Origin of the sequence: Aeromonas sp. s7(2024), from assembly GCF_040907825.1 — a bacterium.
GTDB lineage: Bacteria > Pseudomonadota > Gammaproteobacteria > Enterobacterales > Aeromonadaceae > Aeromonas > Aeromonas veronii.
Genome location: NZ_JBFOCM010000031.1, coordinates 36251 through 53436, shown reverse-complemented (window position 1 = coordinate 53436; position 17186 = coordinate 36251). Strand labels below are relative to the sequence as shown.

General features: G+C 60.5%; 15 protein-coding genes. 5 read left to right on the top strand and 10 right to left on the bottom strand.

Annotation, left to right across the window (positions count from 1 at the left end):
• Positions 1-40 precede the first annotated feature (40 nt).
• From AB5Y73_RS13625 to fdhD, 3 genes are all read left to right on the top strand, one after another.
• Positions 41-340: a hypothetical protein gene (locus AB5Y73_RS13625; RefSeq protein ID WP_279499602.1), complete on the top strand. Its 300-nt coding sequence runs from the start codon at positions 41-43 to the stop codon at positions 338-340.
• A gap of 417 nt (positions 341-757) precedes the next feature.
• Positions 758-2890, top strand: a complete 2133-nt coding sequence (locus tag AB5Y73_RS13620; protein ID WP_181497295.1) for a sigma 54-interacting transcriptional regulator — start codon at positions 758-760, stop codon at positions 2888-2890.
• Positions 2887-3738, top strand: coding sequence for a formate dehydrogenase accessory sulfurtransferase FdhD (gene fdhD / locus AB5Y73_RS13615; RefSeq protein WP_162895345.1), 852 nt, complete (start codon positions 2887-2889; stop codon positions 3736-3738). Before AB5Y73_RS13620 ends, fdhD begins: the two co-directional genes overlap by 4 nt.
• A 103-nt stretch (positions 3739-3841) precedes the next feature.
• Here fdhD and asd read toward each other — a convergent pair whose 3' ends face one another.
• The 4 genes from asd to AB5Y73_RS13595 form a co-directional block, all read right to left on the bottom strand.
• Positions 3842-4954: an aspartate-semialdehyde dehydrogenase gene (asd, locus tag AB5Y73_RS13610; RefSeq protein WP_005345266.1), complete on the bottom strand. Its 1113-nt coding sequence runs from the start codon at positions 4952-4954 to the stop codon at positions 3842-3844.
• Positions 4955-5315: 361 nt separating this feature from the next.
• Positions 5316-6623 carry a D-amino acid dehydrogenase gene (locus AB5Y73_RS13605; RefSeq protein ID WP_323670585.1) on the bottom strand — a complete coding sequence of 436 codons (1308 nt, stop codon included), beginning with the start codon at positions 6621-6623 and terminating at the stop codon, positions 5316-5318.
• A 142-nt stretch (positions 6624-6765) separates the two neighbouring features.
• On the bottom strand, positions 6766-8286 hold the full coding sequence (locus AB5Y73_RS13600) for a cryptochrome/photolyase family protein (RefSeq protein WP_118853793.1): 1521 nt from the start codon (positions 8284-8286) through the stop codon (positions 6766-6768).
• Positions 8286-8450 carry a DUF2256 domain-containing protein gene (locus AB5Y73_RS13595; protein WP_118853794.1) on the bottom strand — a complete coding sequence of 55 codons (165 nt, stop codon included), beginning with the start codon at positions 8448-8450 and terminating at the stop codon, positions 8286-8288. The genes AB5Y73_RS13600 and AB5Y73_RS13595 overlap by 1 nt, the downstream gene beginning before the upstream one ends.
• Before the next feature lie 460 nt (positions 8451-8910).
• On the opposite strand from AB5Y73_RS13595, the gene AB5Y73_RS13590 reads away from it, so the two are divergent.
• A complete protein-coding gene (locus tag AB5Y73_RS13590; protein WP_118853795.1) occupies positions 8911-10296 on the top strand; it encodes a tryptophanase in 1386 nt (461 codons plus the stop codon).
• A 135-nt stretch (positions 10297-10431) separates the two neighbouring features.
• Here AB5Y73_RS13590 and cdd read toward each other — a convergent pair whose 3' ends face one another.
• The 3 genes from cdd to AB5Y73_RS13575 all read right to left on the bottom strand — a co-directional run bounded on the left by cdd (position 10432) and on the right by AB5Y73_RS13575 (position 12553).
• Complete coding sequence (gene cdd / locus AB5Y73_RS13585; protein WP_043819876.1) at positions 10432-11316, bottom strand: cytidine deaminase; 885 nt, start codon at positions 11314-11316, stop codon at positions 10432-10434.
• A 197-nt stretch (positions 11317-11513) separates the two neighbouring features.
• Complete coding sequence (locus AB5Y73_RS13580) at positions 11514-12200, bottom strand: LrgB family protein (RefSeq protein WP_005333281.1); 687 nt, start codon at positions 12198-12200, stop codon at positions 11514-11516.
• Positions 12197-12553 (bottom strand): CidA/LrgA family protein, encoded by a 357-nt coding sequence (locus tag AB5Y73_RS13575; RefSeq protein ID WP_005333279.1) that lies wholly within the window; start codon positions 12551-12553, stop codon positions 12197-12199. The genes AB5Y73_RS13580 and AB5Y73_RS13575 overlap by 4 nt, the downstream gene beginning before the upstream one ends.
• Before the next feature lie 165 nt (positions 12554-12718).
• On the opposite strand from AB5Y73_RS13575, the gene AB5Y73_RS13570 reads away from it, so the two are divergent.
• Positions 12719-14428 (top strand): alpha-galactosidase, encoded by a 1710-nt coding sequence (locus tag AB5Y73_RS13570; protein ID WP_107682908.1) that lies wholly within the window; start codon positions 12719-12721, stop codon positions 14426-14428.
• Positions 14429-14506: 78 nt separating this feature from the next.
• Here the strand turns inward: AB5Y73_RS13570 and AB5Y73_RS13565 are convergent, their stop codons facing one another.
• The 3 genes from AB5Y73_RS13565 to AB5Y73_RS13555 form a co-directional block, all read right to left on the bottom strand.
• Positions 14507-15007 (bottom strand): hypothetical protein, encoded by a 501-nt coding sequence (locus AB5Y73_RS13565; protein WP_107683127.1) that lies wholly within the window; start codon positions 15005-15007, stop codon positions 14507-14509.
• Positions 15008-15162: 155 nt separating this feature from the next.
• Positions 15163-16590: an exodeoxyribonuclease I gene (sbcB, locus tag AB5Y73_RS13560; protein ID WP_107683128.1), complete on the bottom strand. Its 1428-nt coding sequence runs from the start codon at positions 16588-16590 to the stop codon at positions 15163-15165.
• 179 nt (positions 16591-16769) lie between these two features.
• Entirely contained in the window at positions 16770-17030 is a 261-nt protein-coding gene (locus tag AB5Y73_RS13555; protein WP_234829651.1) for a hypothetical protein, read from the bottom strand.
• Between the last annotated feature and the right edge of the window lie 156 nt (positions 17031-17186).

The following is a 17186-nucleotide window of genomic DNA, read 5'->3' as shown; positions in this document are numbered from 1 at the left end:
GATATTGCTGGGAATAGGTTGCTATATTTGGCGCGACGAGATGACATTTCTGCTCGGCTTCGGCTTTTTCGGCTGTTTTATGGCAGCGCGGCTCGCCATGAGCAGCGTATTTTCTGCCTTGAGTATTTCCAGTGCCTGGCTGATCGGGTTTATCTCCACCACCTTGATCAACGGCCTGCTGCTGGGGGTGATCACCCTGCTGATCTACCTCACGCACCAGAGCGTCACCGCCGAGCTTGCCGACAACGCCAGCTGGCTGCTGATGGCCTTCCAGAGCTTGTCGGCCCTCTTTATCTTCGGTGGCCTGAAGTGCTGCCACAGCCGGATCATCACCTCGTAAATTGCCGATGGATGGGCAGCAAACGCCATCTTGAAACCCGCAGCCAGCGAAGAGGAAAGGGCAGATCTGACAGTTGACGGCGGCCCACTTTTCAGGCGCCTTAATTGAGATCAAGAACTGATGAAATAACCGGTTAAATATGGCCATCAGATATATTAAATCGGATTGTAATGAAATTTGAGCTCATCTATGATGAGTCGCCATTCCAATATATCCCCCGATAACGATGTTACTTTTTGTTGTCGTTCGTTAATAACAACTCTGGAATTGCAACATGCGACAATTTTCGTCACCGCTTTTCTTATTGGCAGCCGCTTTTACGGGCTGCGGCTATTTATTTTGGTGACGAGTGCTTGTCGTGATGCGATGGCATGGACAGCCTGACTGGTGACTAAATCGATATAACGTGAGGCCGCAATGCTAAATGTGAGTGCCATCCCCCTGGACGAGATCTCTCCCATCTGGGACGACGGTTTTCTCCTGCTCTCCAAATCCCTCCTGTCGGCCGTGACGCTCGATGATTTTATCCACAAACTCAACAAGATAGATGCCAGCTTCGGCGGCGTGACCCGGGTCAACCTGATCCTCAACATGGGTGCGGACGAGGAGGCCATCTTCTACTTCATGGGACATTCCGGCCCAAAGCATCTGGTCTGCCCCAAGGCAGAGCTGCACCTCTCCCCCCGTCCTACCAAAGAGACCCCGGAACAGGCCATCATTCTCGCTGCCGCCCGCTTTGAGAATCGCTGCCCGGCGCTGGATCGCGAAGGGGTCTACGGGGGGCTGCGCTCCTACTGCCAGCTCCCCATTACCACCGCCCGCAGCCATCTGGGCGGGGTCGAGTTTATCAACACCCAGCTCGACAGCTTCACCATGGAGACACTCGCCAAGCTGACCCAGCTGGCGGCCATTATCGCCATTGCGCTGGAGAACGTGCTCGACAAGGAGCGCACTCTGGAGCAGGCCAACTCCCTGCGTCTTGAGCGCGACAGCTGCAAAATTCTGGTGGATGTGACCAACGCGGTAATCAAACTGGTGCGCATCGCCGAGCTGCCCAAGAGCCTGTTTGCCATCCTGCACCACCACTTTGGCATCAGCAGCTTGTGTCTGGCGGAGTACAACGCCACCTCCGACAGCTTCAAGAGCTATCTGGTCAATCAGCACCAGAGCGATCAGCCGGGCATCATCGATCACTCCTGTTTTGAAAAGAAGTGTCTGCAGGGGGCCCTTGGTCATAGCGAGCCGTTTTTTGTCTATCGCGAACACGGCCACTGCTGCAGCAATCGCTGCCGCTTTACCTCCCAGATCCTGCCGCCCGAGGCTGACAGCTCCTGCATTTTGCCGCTGCGCTATCGGGGCAACCTGCTGGGGGTGTTGATCCTCTCGCACCCCAACGCCGACTTTTTTGCCGATATCGATATCTCCTTGCTGGAGCAGGTAGCGGCGCGCACGGCGATTGCCATGAACAACGTGCAGGCGCAGCAGGAGATCTCCAACACCACGGGGGCCCGCGAGAAGACCATTCGCATCAACGAGCCGCAGATGCAGGGGGAGTTCCCCCACATCATCTACCAGAGCGCGGTGATGGAGAGCGTGCTGGAGAAGGTGCGGCTGGTGGCCGAGAGCGACAGCACCGTGCTGATCCTCGGCGAGACCGGCACCGGCAAGGAGCTGATCGCCCAGGCCATTCACGCCCTGAGTGCCCGCCACGACCACGAGATGGTGAAGGTGAACTGCGCCGCCATTCCCACCGGCCTTATCGAGAGCGATCTCTTTGGCCACGAGAAGGGGGCCTTTACCGGCGCCTTGACCCAGCGGATCGGCCGTTTCGAGCGGGCCCATAAGGGGACCCTGTTCCTCGACGAAGTGGGGGATATGCCGCTGGACTTGCAGCCCAAACTGTTGCGGGTATTGCAGGAGCACGAGCTGGAGCGGGTGGGCAACAGCAACCCCATCGCGGTGGATGTGCGGCTGGTGGCCGCCACCAACTGTGATCTGCTCTCCATGGTCAAGAACAAGCGTTTCAGAAGCGATCTCTACTACCGCCTCAACGTCTTTCCCATCGAGCTGCCGCCCCTGCGCGAGCGGCGCGAGGACATTCCACTCTTGGTCAATTTCTTTATCAAGAAGATCGCCAAGCGGATGCGCCGCACCATCACCTCGATCCCCGCCGATGCCATGAAAATGCTGGTGTCGCTGCCCTGGTACGGCAATATCCGCGAGCTGGAGAACGTCATCGAGCGCGCCGTGGTGATGACCCGCGGCCATGTGCTCAACCTCTCGCCTGATGAGCTGATGCCCCTCAAGGGTTACCACAAGATTGAGACTCTGGTTTATGACGAGCCCGCCACGCCGCTCTTTGCCGAGGAGGGTCCGATTGATGAGCGCGAGGCGATCATCACCGCCCTGCGTGACTGCAACGGCATCGTCGCTGGCGAGCGGGGGGCGGCCAACCGTCTCGGCATGAAGCGCACCACCTTGCTCTCCAAAATGAAGCGGCTCGGCATTTCAGCCCGAGATCCCGAGATCATTGACGGGGTCGCACCATGAGGGGAGGAGCAGATGCGGCTCTGCCGGAGTTGAAACCTGAGCAGAGCGAGCTGGCCCGCTGCGCCATCCATCGCGAGGTGCTGCACTACCGCGCCGATACCTTGACCTGCGACAGCGAAATGGCGCTCCCCTCCGAGACGCCGGTGGTGCTGGTCTACAACGGCATCGCCCACAGCGTGATGATGTGTTCGGCCTCCGATCTGGAGGATTTCGCCATCGGTTTTTCGCTATCCGAGGGGATCATCGACAGCCTGCTCGATATCCACGACATCGAGCAGCATGACGGCTGTCAGGGGATTGAGCTGCATATCACGTTGGCCAATCGCTGCGTTTATCGCCTCAAAGAGAAGCGGCGCACGCTCGCGGGGCGCACCGGTTGCGGCATCTGCGGCAGCGAGAGTCTGGAGCAGGTGATCCGCACCCAGCCAAGCTTGCCCGACAGTCAGCGTCTGGCGGTGGGCCATATCGACAAGGTATTGAGCGCGCTGCGCCCGCTCCAGTTGCTGGGTCAGCGCACCGGCGCTACCCATGCGGCAGTGCATCTGGATGGTGAGGGCAATATTCTCGCCATCCGCGAGGATGTGGGGCGCCATATTGCGCTGGACAAGCTGGTGGGCCATCTGTGCCGCACGGGTCGGCGCGACGGCGCCATTCTGGTGACCAGCCGCGCCAGTTTCGAGATGGTACAAAAGTGCGCCAGCGCCGGGGTGGAGATCCTGCTCGCCATCTCCGCCGCCACCGAGCTTGCGGTCGAGCGGGCCGAGCAGACCGGGCTCACCCTGGTCGGTTTTTGTCGCCCCGGGCGGGCCGAGATCTACAGCGGCTGCCAGCGAATCCTGCTCAAGTAATGGCAAGGCCGTGAACCCGTTAAACGGGTCATAAAAACAGGCAATCAAAAAGGGCGGGGAGTGTGACTCCCCGCCCTTGTTGTATCTGCCTATAGCTTGCGGATTAGCGCGCCAGCAAGATACGCAGCATGCGGCGCAGCGGCTCGGCGGCGCCCCACAGCAGTTGGTCACCAACGGTAAAGGCGGCCAGATACTCAGGGCCCATATTGAGTTTGCGCAGACGGCCCACCGGAATGCTGAGGGTGCCGGTAACGGCCGCAGGGGTCAGCTCGCGGGCGGTGATATCGCGATCGTTGGGGATCACTTTTACCCAGTCGTTGTGGGCAGCCAGCAGCGCTTCGATCTCTGCCAGCGGCACATCTTTTTTCAGCTTGATGGTGAAGGCCTGGCTGTGGCAGCGCAGGGCACCGATCCGCACGCACAGACCATCCACCGGAATGACGGCGTTCTCGATACCCAAAATCTTGTTGGTCTCGGCCTGCCCCTTCCACTCTTCACGGCTCTGGCCGTTGTCGAGCTTGGTGTCAATCCAGGGGATAAGGCCACCGGCCAGCGGCACGCCGAAGTTGTCTACCGGCAGGGTGCCGGAGCGGGTCTTCTCGGTGATCTTGCGCTCGATGTCGAGGATGGCGGAGGCAGGGTCTGCCAGCTCGACCGCCACTTCGTCGCGCAGCATCCCCATCTGGGTGACCAGCTCGCGCATATGGCGGGCACCGCCACCGGAGGCCGCCTGATAGGTAGCAACGCTCACCCACTCCACCAGATCGGCCTTGAACAGGCCGCCGAGGGCCAGCAGCATCAGGCTGACGGTGCAGTTGCCGCCGACGAAGGTCTTGATGCCATCGTTCAGGGCCTGCTCGATGACGTCGCCGTTGACCGGATCCAGAATGATGACGGCGTCTTTCTCCATCCGCAGGGAGGAGGCGGCGTCAATCCAGTAACCCTGCCAGCCAGCGGCTTTCAGGCGCGGATAGACATCCTTGGTGTAGTCGCCGCCCTGGGCGGTGATGATGATATCCTGCTTGGCCAGCGCTTCGATATCGAAGGCGTCTTGCAGAGTACCGGCATCGACGCCGAAGTTGGGAGCGGCCTCACCGGCCTGGGAGGTGGTGAAGAATGTGGGTTGAATATGGGCGAAATCCTGCTCTTCCTGCATCCGGCTCATCAGAACCGATCCCACCATGCCACGCCAACCGACCAAACCTACTTTTTTCATATTGTCCTACCCTGGATTGCTGCTAAAGAAACTCGTGGTGACACCCGTAACCCCTTGTCTGGCGACGCCTGTTTACAAGCGGTTTACAGGCCATTTAAAAAATATGCGCTGCGAAAAATGCGTCTATCCACATTACGGATTGTGACGGCTTGCGCAAGTCGAATTGCGCAATATTCTGTGCCGTTTGCTGCATTAACCGGCAGCCAGACTACCGCTCAGGCAGACGGGGAGGGAGAAGGTCAACATCAGACGAAAAGGCCACCGTTATTGGCGGTGGCCTGTCAATAAAGCGGTTGAGTACGTCCTCTGCTGTTGTCTGAGGGCTTAGTTGGCGAGTGAAACAGCCCGACAGCTTGGGCGCTTAGCCGTAACGGGCCAGGGTGAGCCCCTCATCGCTGATGGCGGGCTCGCTGCCGCTGATAAGATCGCACAACAGCTGACCCGAACCGGCCGCCATGGTCCAGCCCAGGGTGCCGTGGCCGGTATTGAGCCAGAGGCCGGGAATGGGGCTCGGCCCCACCAGCGGGGTGCCATCCGGCGTCATGGGGCGCAGGCCGGTCCAGAACTCGGCTTGGCTGATATCGCCCCCCTCGGGGAAGAGATCGCCCACCACCATCGCCAGGGTGTCGTGGCGCCTCGGATTAAGGGCGAGGTTGTAGCCCGACAGCTCCGCCATGCCGCCGACCCGGATCCGCTCGTCAAAACGGGTGATGGCCACCTTGTAGGTCTCATCGAGCACGGTACTGCGCGGCGCGGCCTCGGCATTGATCATCGGCAGGGTGAGGGAGTAGCCCTTGACCGGATAGACCGGCAGTTCGAGCCCGAGCGGGCGCAGCAGCGGCCGTAGAAAACCGGTGGCATAGCTGCCGAGCGCACAGACGATGGCATCGGCACGATAGCGCTGCTCGCCCGCCCGTACCGCCACGGCGCGGCCGCGGGCTTGCTCAATCTCGTCGATGTCGCAGTTGAAGACGAACTTGACCCCGAGCTTCTCGGCTTCAAGGGCAAGGGCCTTGGTGAAGCGGAAGCAGTCGCCGGTCTCGTCGCCGGGCAGACGCAAGCCGCCGACGATTTTGCCGCGCACCCGCGCTAGCGCAGGCTCTGCCGCCTCGCAGCCGCTGGCATCCAGCGACTGGTAAGGGACGCCATACTCCTCCAGCACCTCGATATCGCGCTGACTGGCATCGAGCTGGGACTGGCTGCGAAACAGCTGCAGGGTGCCGAGCTGGCGCCCTTCGTAATCGATGTTCAGCTCGTCACGCAGCAGCTTCATGCAGTCGCGGCTGTATTCGGCCAGACGCACCATGCGCCCCTTGTTGGTGGCATAGGCGGTCGGGGTGCAGTTGGCGAGCATTCTGAGCATCCAGCGTAGCTGGAAGGGGTCGGCAGTGGGGCGCACGGTGAAGGGGGCATGCTTTTGCAGCATCCACTTGGCGGCCTTGAGGGGAATGCCGGGGGCCGCCCAGGGGGCTGCATAACCCGGGGATATCTGCCCGGCGTTGGCATGGCTGGTTTCAAGGGCGACGCCACCTTGTCGCTCCAGCAGGGTTACTTTGTGACCTGCTTTGGCCAGATACCAGGCGCTGGTTACCCCTATCACGCCGCCACCGAGAACCACTATCTCCATATCGTCTTTCCTTGACTGATCTCCTGATGTGGCCACCACCATAATCAGCCGCCACAGGATATTCAACCGCTCTGCGCAGGATTGGGATCTCCGTCTGCTTGCCTGTCACAAGCTGGTGTTTGGTGCGATGGTGAGCCTGATTGCCAGCGCAAAGCGCTGCGCTGTTGTGAGGGACATGGCCCGCTTACAACTGCTCCAGCTTGATCAGGTAGTGCTCCGCCGTCGCCAGAATGGCCTGCTGTTGTTCTGCGGCTTGGCCATCCCAGTTGGCATAGGGGAGGGCGAGGCGAGGGTTGCTGCCAAGTTTGTCCCGATTGCGCCAAAGAAAGTGCCAGTAGAGGCTGTTGAAGGGGCAACTTCCGTCGCCGTGGCGCGCTTTCACCTGATAGTGGCACCCCTTGCAGTAGTGGCCCATCCGCTCGAGATAGGCGCCGCTGCTGGCGTAGGGCTTGCTGCCCATCAGGCCGCCATCGGCAAACTGGCTCATGCCGCGGGTGTTGGGCAGCTCCACCCACTCGATGGCATCCACATAGATGCCGAGATACCACTGATCCACCTCGTCAGGATCGAGCCCCGCCAGCAGGGCAAAGTTGCCGGTCACCATCAGCCGCTGGATATGGTGGGCGTAACCGTGCTCCAGAGACTGGCCAATGGCGTGGCGCACGCAAGCCATTCTGGTTTCGCCGCTCCAGAAAAAGCCGGGCAGCGGCCGGTCGGCCCCGAGAAAATTGGTCTGCTTGTAGTCGGGCATCTTCTCCCAGTAGAGGGAGCGAACAAACTCGCGCCAGCCGAGGATCTGGCGAATAAAGCCCTCCACCTGCGCCAACGTGATGGTTGCCTGATTGGCCTGCCAGTGGGTCTCGGCGGCCCGAATCACCTCAAGCGGATGAAGCATCTTGCTGTTGAGGGAAAACGACAAACGGCTGTGAAACAGGCTCCAGCCCCGCTCGCTCAGGGCATCCTGATAGCGGCCAAAATGAGGCAGGCAGTGGGTGAGAAAATGGGCCAGCAGCTCGCGACTCTGGCGCCGGGTGATAGGCCACGGTAGGGCGCTGGCATCCGCCTCGCCGATGGTGCTGACCCCGTGGCGGGTCAGCATGGCATCAATCTCGCTCACCTCGTTGGCAAAGGTGAGGGGCGCCGGGATGGGCTGGCTCGCCGGCAGCTTGGCGCGGTTCTCGTCATCAAAATTCCAGCGCCCGCCAAGGGGTTGGCCGCGCTCATCGAGCAGCACTTGGTATTGCTTTCGCAGGGCGCGGTAGAAGAACTCCATCCGGCTGTGAGGATAGCGCTGCCAGCCATCGCGGGGGGTGAGAAAATGTTCGCTCTCCACCTCGGTGACAGGGATGGCAAGGCCCGCCGCCCAGCTTTTCAACTGGTTGGCGAGGCGCCACTCGTCCGGGCTCTGCCAGGCAAAGCTGCTGGCCTGATGTGCTTCGAGCTGAGCCTCCAGCAAGCCGGGCAAATCGTGCCAGCGGGCGCTCTCATCAAGGGTCAGGTAACAGACGCGGTGGCCCGCTTGGGTGAGGGCTGCCGCGAAGGCGCGCATGGCGGCAAAGAAGGCCAGCACCTTCTGGCGATGGTGGCGGCAGTAGTCGGTCTCCTGGCGCAGCTCCGCCATCAGATAGCAGATTGCTGGATCCGGTGTGCGAAACCAGCTGTGACCGGCGTTCAGCTGATCGCCGAGAATCAGGCGCAGCTCCATCAGACTCGATCCCCCTCAGGTTGCTGGCTGCGGTGACGAGCGTGGCGACAGCGCTCGCTGCAGTAGCGAACCTCCTCCCAGCTGCGTGCCCACTTGCGCCGCCAGCTGAAGGGGCGTTGGCAGACGGGGCAGATCTTCTCGGGGAGATGGGGTTTGCGATGCATGATGGCTTCCGGCCTTGGCTGATGGGGTATGTGGCTTGTGGGTAGGGAGAATAACGAAGCGGGGGCGCGAGCGGATCAACCTCACTGCCAGTTTGCCGCTCAGATGCGCACTTTGTGAGCGGGCGCACAGCCCGTCGGTGCGCCCCTTGTTTGCCAATTAACCAACCGTTAACGTGGCGAGGCTGCCCGCTGGCAGCACCCATCAATGGATCTTGTTGGCCACCGACTGTCTACAACCAATATGGAGGGGAGTGATGCCAATCATGACAGCTACGCCCCGGGCAGCTTGCCTGCTCGCCCACTGGTATACCCGGGATCCCATTCTCACCTTCGACTTTCCTCACCGCTGATTGGCGGCACCCGCCGTTTGAATTTGTCAGCCGGACGACCCTGATCGCCCCGGCCTCTTTGCCAATCCTGATTTCAAACACACTGGCCCCGCGCCGGTGAGGAGTCTTTTATGCGTCGTATACCCGAGCCGTTTCGTATCAAGATGGTCGAGCCCATCAAACAGACCACTGGCGCCGAGCGTCGTGCCGCCCTCGAGGCCGCTGGCTGGAACCCCTTCCTGCTGTTGGCCGAGGATGTCTATATCGATCTGCTGACCGACAGCGGCACCGGTGCCATGTCCGACCGCCAGTGGGCCGGCATCATGATGGGGGATGAGGCCTATGCGGGCAGCCGCAACTTCGTCGAGCTGGAGCGCACGGTGCGCGAGATTTTTGGCTACCAGCATGTGATGCCCACCCACCAGGGGCGCGGGGCCGAGCAGATCCTCTTCCCCGAGCTGGTCAAGCGCTGCAAGGGCAAGGCGCCGGTCTTTATCTCCAACTACCATTTCGACACCACCAAGGCCCATGTGGAGTTGGCTGGCGCGCGGGCTATCAATCTGCTCACCCCGAAAGCCCTCGACACCACGGCCCCCTACGCCTGGAAAGGGGATTTTGATCTTCCCCGCCTGACCGACACCATCGAGACGCTGGGAGGCGACAACGTGGCCGGTATCATCATCACGGTCACCTGCAACAGCGCCGGTGGTCAGCCGGTCTCCATGGCCAATATGGAGGCGGTTTCCGAACTGGCCCGTCGCCACCATATTCCGGTGGTGATCGACGCCGCCCGTTTCGCCGAGAACGCCTGGTTTATCAAGGAGCGGGATCCGGCTTATGCCAAGTGCAGCATCAAGGAGATAGTGCGCGAGATGTTCGCGTTGGGGGACATCTTCACCATGTCGGCCAAAAAGGACGGACTGGTCAATATCGGCGGGTTGTGTTGCTTTAAAGAGGATCTCGACCTGTTCCGCGCGGTGCAGGTGCGCTGCGTAGCGATGGAGGGTTTTGTCACTTATGGCGGGCTTGCGGGACGGGACATGGCGGCGCTCGCCATCGGCCTACGCGAGGGGATGGATGAGGAGTATCTCACCTATCGCATCAGTCAGGTGGCCTATCTCGGCGAGCGGCTGGCCGAGGCGGGGATCCCGATCCAGACCCCCACCGGCGGCCATGCGGTGTTTGTGGATGCCAAAAAGCTGCTGCCCCATATTCCGGCCGAGCAGTTCCCTGCCCATGCGCTCGCCTGCGAGCTCTATCTGGAAGGGGGCGTGCGCGGGGTGGAGATTGGCTCCCTATTGCTGGGGCGTGATCCCGCCACAGGCAAGCAGGAGGCGGCAGATTTCGAGCTGTTGCGGCTCACCATTCCGCGGCGGGTCTACACCCGGGATCACATGGACTATGTGGCCGACTGCCTGATCGCGGTGAAAGCGCGGGCCAGCCACATTCGCGGGCTCACCTTTGACTACGAGCCGCCGTTGCTGCGCCACTTCACCGCGCGGCTGAAACCTGTCTGATCAGCAACCGGTCAGATGGGGTGATCAACCGCGCACAAACTGTGCAGATCACCAGTCGCTCCCGGTTAAACGGCCCAGTAAAAAAGCCCCCGCACCTTGGTGCGGGGGCTTTCGTTTATCGAAGCGAAGCGGGGGTCAGACCGCCTGATACTCCAGCTCGATGGAGCCCAGTGCCTTGAGGGTGGACTGGGCGGAGTCACGCTGGCTGATCTGGCCGTTTTTGTTCTCCAGCAGTACGGCGCGGCGGATGGTGGCGAGATCTTCGCCATTAAGCACTGCATGGGCGCAGGCCATCTGCATCGGCGGCAGGCTGGGGTTGAAGGCGGCGTTCTCGGCGTAGCGGCCAGAGAAGATGCGGCCATCGGCAAACTGCAGCGCCACCGCGGCATAGCCCTGACTGTAGGGGGCGTAGCTTTGACGGGCGGCGGCCAGCGCGGCTTGCCACAGCGGGTCTTCGCTTTGAAGCTCAAGCTCTGCGTGATCCTGCGGGCTCATCAGCGCATCCGTGATGTCGAGATCAGCCGGGCCAAACGAGTGGGGCAGGAAGGATTGCAGGGCGCTCAGGTCATCGGGCAGAGAGACTTTCAGGATCTTGGCGGTACTCAGCTCGTTCATGAACTGACGGCAGTGGCCGCAAGGGGTGTAGTTGACGGTGATTTCAGAGATCCCGGTCTCGCCACCCAACCAGGCGTTGGAGATGGCGGACTGCTCGGCGTGGACCGAGTGGAACAACCCTTGCCCTGCAAACTCCATGTTGGCACCGAAGTACCAGGTGCCGCTCAGGCCGCAGGCGATGGCACCGACATAAAACTTGGAGATGGGTGCCACAGAACAGGCGGCGGCCAGCGGCAACAGGGCGAGGCGCAGGGCGCGATCATCGAGACCTGTGGCGGCTTTCAGGGTGGCGACTTGCTCCGGCGTGAAGCGGGCGTTGAAGTCGGCACTATCCAGCATGGGCTGCACGGCTGCTTTGAGCGGGGCAGAGAGGGTATCGAATGGCTTGGCAAAACGGGGATGCATAGTGTGTCCTCAAAGGCCAATTGGGCGGCCATTGTAGGGAGCAAGCTCGGGTAAATGTGTGAGCAGGCTCACACCCTGACGGGCAAACGGAGGGGGATGGTAATGGAAACGTTTGTCTTGTGCAAATTGTGCGGCAGGTCGCACCCCGAGAGGCCAGCAGGCCCCCCGGAATGGTCAACAGGTGGTCAATGGGGTGATCAGATCAGCCAGTGATAGATGGCAAACAGCAGCGGGGCGACGGCAGCGGTGAGGATCCCGCACACTACCATGGCCAGCGACGCAAATGCCCCCTGGGTGATCCCCTTCTCGGCGGAGGTGGCGGTGCCGATGGCGTGGGCACAGGCCCCCATGGCGAGCCCTTGCGCTTCCGGATCGGTCACTTTGAGCAGTTTGAGTAACGGGTAGCCGATCAGGGCACCGACAATCCCCACCACCACCACCACGGCGGCCGCGATGGCGGGAATGCCGCCGATGGACTGGCTGACGCTCATGGCGAGCGGGGTGGTGATGGATTTGGTGGCAAGGGAGGCGAGCAGCGCCGGATCTGTGCCCATAAAATGACCGATCAGCAGGGTTGTGCACACCGAGATCAAGACGGAGGCGAGGGTACAGATTAGGATGGGCTTGAGCTTGGCCTGGATCTGGCGCGCCTGTTGATAGAGCGGCAGCGCCAGCGCCACTACTGCGGGCTCCAGCAGCATGGTAATGGGGCTGCTGCCGCGCTCGTACTGCTCAAGGGGCAGATCAAACCAGAGCAGCAGGCCGATGATCACCGCGGTCGGCACCAGCACCGGATTGATGATGGGCCAGGGCAGGCGGCGATAGAGGGCACGGGTGGCGAAATAGAGCGCCAGGGTCAGGGGAATGGCTAGCCAGAAGATCATTTGTTCATCCTCTGGTAGAGCCGGCCGACGGTGGCGAGGATCAGCACGATCCCGAGCACGATGCAGAGCATGATGACGCCGAAGGATTGGCGCAGGGGCTCAAGCCAGGCCACCAGCCCGACCGCGACCGGCACGAACAGCACGCCCATGTGGCGCAGCAGCAAACCTGCGCCAAGCTCGACCCAGTGCAGCTTGATCAGTTGCAGGGAGAGCAGCACGAAGAGCAGCAGCATGCCGATGATGCTGCCGGGAAAGGCGAACGGCAGGATGGCTGCCACGGATTTACCTGCCAGCAGGCAGGCGACGATGACCATAAAGTCACGAAAGTACAGCAAGGCGCGTTGCGCGATCACGTGAACCTCATCGACTGGGAAGCAAAATCGCAGTTTACCAGAGAGGCCGGGTCGCGGCATTAAAACAATAACAACTGAAATCAGTTCGTTTGAAGCTGATTTGTATGCAGATTATCTGTTGAACATCGTCTGATAGAACCCTTTTTCGAACTACAAGGAGTAGTGATGACATCCCTCTTGTCCCGAGTTCGCCAGCTGGCGAACGATAATGCGTTGCCACCCCAGCTGCTGCAAACCCGTCAGTGGGACGGGCCTCTATGCCGGGTGAGACTCGACAACACCGGCGCTGATGCCACTCCGGTTGAGCGCTGGGTGCTTTTTGACGGCAAGCTTGGCCTGCCGGTGGAGAGCGCCATCTATGGCGAAGGATTCCAGATGCTGGCCCAGACCATGGGTAGCTGGCAATCACCGCAACATGTCGGCCGTTGTCCCGATGCCAGCGTCTATCGCATCACCGATGACAATGGCTATCACACCATTCACAACCTGTTGCTGGTAGAGCATAACAAGGGGTGGCTGCTGCTCGCCTTTGCCAGCTGTCACCGTTTTGGCGGGGAGTTTCGTCTCTACCCTGATGGTCGCTTGCAGATCCTGATGAACTGCGAAGGGCGAAAACTTGCGGCCGGTGAGCACTGGCAGAGCGAGGCGCTGATCTGCCTCGAAGGAGCGGAGCGCGAGGATCTGCTGGCCGAGCTGGCGCGGATGATCGAGGTCGAGCACGGCTCGCTGATCGGCAAGGTAAGTGATCGCCCGAGCGGTTGGTGCTCCTGGTATCACTACTACGCCGAGGTAAGTGCCGCCGATATTCGCGAGAATCTGCAGGTGCGTGCCGAGCGTTTCCCTGCGTTGCGCTATGTGCAAATCGACGACGGCTATCAGGCCAAAATGGGTGACTGGCTCACTCCGTCGGCCAAGTTCGAGCAAGGTGTAGCCTCACTGGCTGCCGAGATCAAACAGGCTGGCTGCGAGCCTGCCCTCTGGGTCGCTCCCTTTATTGCCGAACCCACTTCGCAGGTGTTTCAGGATCACCCCGACTGGTTTGTGAAGGGGGATGACGGTCTGCCGTTGCCCTCCGAGCGGGTCACCTATGGTGGTTGGCGTTGTACCCCTTGGTATGTGCTGGATGGTACCCACCCCGAGGTGCAGGCGCACCTTGAGCAGGTGTTCCGCACCCTGCGCGAACAGTGGGGCATCCACTACTTCAAGCTCGATGCCAACTTCTGGGGCGCCATCCACGGTGGCCGTTTCCACGATCCGGCAGCCACACGGGTTGAAGCCTATCGGCGCGGCATGGCCGCCATCCTGCGCGGTGCTGGCGATGGCGCTTTCCTGCTCGGTTGCAACGCGCCCATCTGGCCAAGCATTGGCCTGGTGCACGGCATGCGGGTGAGCGATGACGTGGAGCGCAACGGCCACCGCTATCGCCAGATCGCTCGCGAAGCCTTCTGCCGTGCTTGGCAAAATGACAAGCTCTGGGCCCTCGATCCCGACTGTATCTGCCTGCGGGATCTGCCGACCCAACAGGCCAGCAAGGCGGATTACAGTTTCCATCTGGCTGCACTGGTGGCGAGCGGCGGCATGATGCTGGCCGGTGATCGGCTGCAGGATCTCGATGAGGAGCAGGCTGCGCAACTGCGCAAGCTGCTTGAGCTCTGTGCGGCCCGGGCACCCTCTGCCCGCTTCGAGTCGATGGATTTTGCCTGCGGCGAAGTAAGCCTGCCCGAGGGGGGCACTCTGCTCTGCCTGTTCAACTGGGAGGGGCAACCACAGGAGTTTCTGCTGCCAGAAGGGGGAACCGATTTTTGGCAGGGGCAGGCAGTCGGCACAACCGTGACCCTGCAAGGGGGCGAGGGGCGGGTGATCCGCTACACCTGATCACCGCATCACCACATACAATTCAGGCTCCATCACGGAGCCTGAATTGTTTCAATCAGCGGTTATCAGTCACGTTTTTCAGTAACGCCACTCAAAACCGACAGCGTATTTGGCGGAGCCATAGCCCGGGATATCACTGCCGGAGGCGATCGCCTTGAGGGTCAGCAACGGGGTGATGGGCACCCCCAGACCAAAACCGATGGCCAGTTGATCATTGGGGTTCCCCATCAGATCGACCCGCATCACTCGATAAAGGGACATATCCTCGCTCAGGTGCATATAGGCTTGCGAAGCGCGGTTATAGAGCTGACCAAACACCTCCAGCTGGAAACCTGACTGGGCGCTGATGGCCAGCGGTACCCCGACAAACTTGTAGAGATGGGAGCCGTTGAAGTAGCTGTTGGTGATCAGGGGAGTGAAATCAGTCTGCTGATAAAGGGTATTGAAGTTCTGTTCTACGATGCGATAGGTCTGCTCGGGCAGGCGAGCAAGATAATCCGGCACATCGAACCGGTATGCGGCGTTGGCTGCCAGCGGCAGCAGGGCCAGTAATCCGAGCAGTGCGTGGTGACGAGGCATCAGCAAATGGCTTCCGTTCGGCCAAAGAGAACTCTTGCTTGGGAGACATCCGCTCAGGATGTTGCAAGATATTGGTTTTTGGGGAAATCCCCTTCGTCATTATGACCTGAAGAAGGGGATGGGCGGGAAGGATTTATTGTGAAACTACTCACAACTCATAAATCTTCCAGATAGTGGTAGAGACTCTTTAGAATCGCAAAGTTCCGTTCGTTACTCTGGTTCTGCTCGGCCAGTGCCTCGAGACGGGGCACGTAGTCCGGCAGACGGCGGCTGAAGTAGTCGCTGCAGTGCAGGCGCCAGCGTTTCTGCTCTGCTTCGCTCAATGTGTGCGGCCAGTTGCGGGCGCGGTAGCGGAACAGCATTTCCGGCAGCCGGGAGTCGGTAAAGGCGAACTCCCGTTCACCCAGCAGGTCCGCGGGGGTGGCACGCACCAGATCCATGGTGGATTTGTCGCCATGGCCAAAGAATCCGGCGTAGAGCTGGGTATCGGGGTCGCTCTCATTGCTGCCGGCGAACTCCTGATTGAACACTTCCACCAGTTTTTCCCGCACCTCGGGGTGGGCGCGCAGCAGATCCAGGCTCTTGCGGCACTGCTCCCGATTGATGCCGAGCTCGTTGGCGCGCTCCGCGGTCAGGGTGGCGGCCGGCGCCAGTACCGGGCACTTGTTGATGTGTACCAGTTTGACCGGAATGCCCGCCAGATCCCCCAGCTCCTCTTTCTTGGTGTAGAGGCGCTCGCGGATCTCCTCGCTCGTGAGCTCGATAAGCGGGGTGGGGTCACGGGTCAGATCCACCATGATTACCGCGTTCTGGTTGGTGGGGTGCCAGGCAAGTGGCGAGACCCAGCTTGCACAACCCTGCCAGGGGGAGAACATGCCGGAGACGTGCACCAGCGGCTTCATGGTCACCACGTCAATCAGCGCCTTCACCTTGTTTTTGTTACGCAGATCAAAGAGATAACCAAACAGCTTGGGTTGGGCTTTTTTCACCAGCTTGGCCATCTCGATGGTGGCCAGCACGTCCGAGAGTGCATCGTGAGCATTGGCGTGGGCGACGCCGTTGGCAACCGTCAGCTTCTCCAGCCGGAAACTCGGCTTGCCCTCATCGTCAAAGGCCCACTCGATCCCCTCCGGGCGCAGGGCATAGCAGGCCCGCAGCATGTCGAGAATATCCCATCGGGAGTTGCCGTTCTGCCAGCTGTAGGCATAGGGGTCATAGAAGTTGCGATAGAGGGTGTAGCGGGTTACTTCATCATCGAAGCGGATGCTGTTGTAGCCCAGCACACAGGTATTCGGCGTGGCGAATTGCTCGTGGATCTGGCGAATGAAATCCGCCTCGCACAGCCCATCCTTCATCGCCTTTTGCGGCGTGATACCGGTAATCAGGCACGCCTCCGGATCCGGCAGATAGTCCGCCGGTGGCTTGCAGTAGATGACCAGCGGCTCGCCAATGAGGTTGAAATCCGCATCGGTACGAATACCGGCAAACTGCGACGGCCTGTCCTTGGCGGGGCTGATGCCGAAGGTTTCGTAGTCGTGGAAATAGAATGTTGGCTCGTTGCCCGCGTGTGCTGTTTTGCTCATGTTGCTCGAGATGAGGTATCCGATGACGGCGGCTAGCGCCTGGGTGGGCGGTGCCAGGCACCACAATTGTGTGCATGGTAAACCATAGCGCAGGCAGAACGAAGGGCGAGCCGTGCAGGTGGTGGTTTATTGGGCGGTTGCTTCCGATATCTTATGCACTTCTGTCTGGCACACCGGGACTATAAGGCCAATCTATCTCTCAGGATATGATGATTGTTTAGTGATATCTGTAGTGACCGGTTAAGAGGACCCTCATTGGCGATCCTGTCCAGGTTCGGGGTCTGGTAGCCCATCATCCCCTGGTTGTAGGCACTGATGTTCCAGTAGCCGATGTCATCGCCCATGATGGCAAGAATATTGGGCTTGGCGGCTGCTGTGGCACTACCAGCGGTGGCCATTAAGGCAAGGCTCATGGCTATTTTGTTTATTTGAATGGCCATTATTGGCTCCACTCCTAATCTGATGTGAATTAGTACACAAAATGGGCGATGAAAGCAGCGTGCGTTTAACGCGGTGGAAATATCATCCCATGCAGGCTGTTGGAGGGGATGGAATACCCGGATGGGCACATTCCCCTTTATCGCTGTCGTTATGAC

Bases quoted from the DNA above. Each gene is read 5' to 3' on its own strand.
- AB5Y73_RS13625 (WP_279499602.1), top strand. From the start codon at position 41: ATGACATTTCTGCTCGGCTTCGGCTTTTTCGGCTGTTTTATGGCAGCG.
- AB5Y73_RS13620 (WP_181497295.1), top strand. From the start codon at position 758: ATGCTAAATGTGAGTGCCATCCCCCTGGACGAGATCTCTCCCATCTGG.
- fdhD (WP_162895345.1), top strand. From the start codon at position 2,887: ATGAGGGGAGGAGCAGATGCGGCTCTGCCGGAGTTGAAACCTGAGCAG.
- asd (WP_005345266.1), bottom strand. From the start codon at position 4,954: ATGAAAAAAGTAGGTTTGGTCGGTTGGCGTGGCATGGTGGGATCGGTT.
- AB5Y73_RS13605 (WP_323670585.1), bottom strand. From the start codon at position 6,623: ATGGTGGTGGCCACATCAGGAGATCAGTCAAGGAAAGACGATATGGAG.
- AB5Y73_RS13600 (WP_118853793.1), bottom strand. From the start codon at position 8,286: ATGGAGCTGCGCCTGATTCTCGGCGATCAGCTGAACGCCGGTCACAGC.
- AB5Y73_RS13595 (WP_118853794.1), bottom strand. From the start codon at position 8,450: ATGCATCGCAAACCCCATCTCCCCGAGAAGATCTGCCCCGTCTGCCAA.
- AB5Y73_RS13590 (WP_118853795.1), top strand. From the start codon at position 8,911: ATGCGTCGTATACCCGAGCCGTTTCGTATCAAGATGGTCGAGCCCATC.
- cdd (WP_043819876.1), bottom strand. From the start codon at position 11,316: ATGCATCCCCGTTTTGCCAAGCCATTCGATACCCTCTCTGCCCCGCTC.
- AB5Y73_RS13580 (WP_005333281.1), bottom strand. From the start codon at position 12,200: ATGATCTTCTGGCTAGCCATTCCCCTGACCCTGGCGCTCTATTTCGCC.
- AB5Y73_RS13570 (WP_107682908.1), top strand. From the start codon at position 12,719: ATGACATCCCTCTTGTCCCGAGTTCGCCAGCTGGCGAACGATAATGCG.
- AB5Y73_RS13565 (WP_107683127.1), bottom strand. From the start codon at position 15,007: ATGCCTCGTCACCACGCACTGCTCGGATTACTGGCCCTGCTGCCGCTG.
- sbcB (WP_107683128.1), bottom strand. From the start codon at position 16,590: ATGAGCAAAACAGCACACGCGGGCAACGAGCCAACATTCTATTTCCAC.
- AB5Y73_RS13555 (WP_234829651.1), bottom strand. From the start codon at position 17,030: ATGGCCATTCAAATAAACAAAATAGCCATGAGCCTTGCCTTAATGGCC.